The 383-nt window shown below is 68.4% G+C and carries 1 pseudogene; it reads left to right on the top strand.

The features are described from left to right. Positions 1-383, top strand: a pseudogene (locus PSEWESI4_RS24885) (hypothetical protein); the annotation flags it as partial.

Below are 383 nucleotides of genomic sequence, written 5' to 3'. Positions count from 1 at the left end.
CCACCTTCAATGAGGGGAAGTATGGTGTCGATAAAAACCCCGAGCTCGCCGTCTGTTATGAGCGGCTATGGGAAGAGTCACATGCCGACCCCAGCAAGCGTTTCCCCGATATCGACACCCTTTGTCCCCTGCCGCCGGCGCCCGCCCGCGCCGCCGACAGCGGCCAGTCCGCCCCTCGCGCCGGTATCTGGTTCAAGGCCGGGGACCCCGGCGTGATGTTCCGCGCCGCCCTGGGCGATGTCCTGCCCACCTATCGGGGAGTGCCGGTGCATTGGGAATGGGAGCAGGTATCCAGCCACCGGCGCGTCGTCTCCGGCGAAGCCTGCCCGTGGCCGGGCTACTGGGCCTGCGAGGACCTGCCCAGCGGCGAGCAGCCGTTCGCC

Origin of the sequence: Zestomonas carbonaria (genome assembly GCF_904061905.1) — a bacterium.
GTDB lineage: Bacteria > Pseudomonadota > Gammaproteobacteria > Pseudomonadales > Pseudomonadaceae > Aquipseudomonas > Aquipseudomonas carbonaria.
This window is presented reverse-complemented; position numbering and strand designations above follow the sequence as displayed.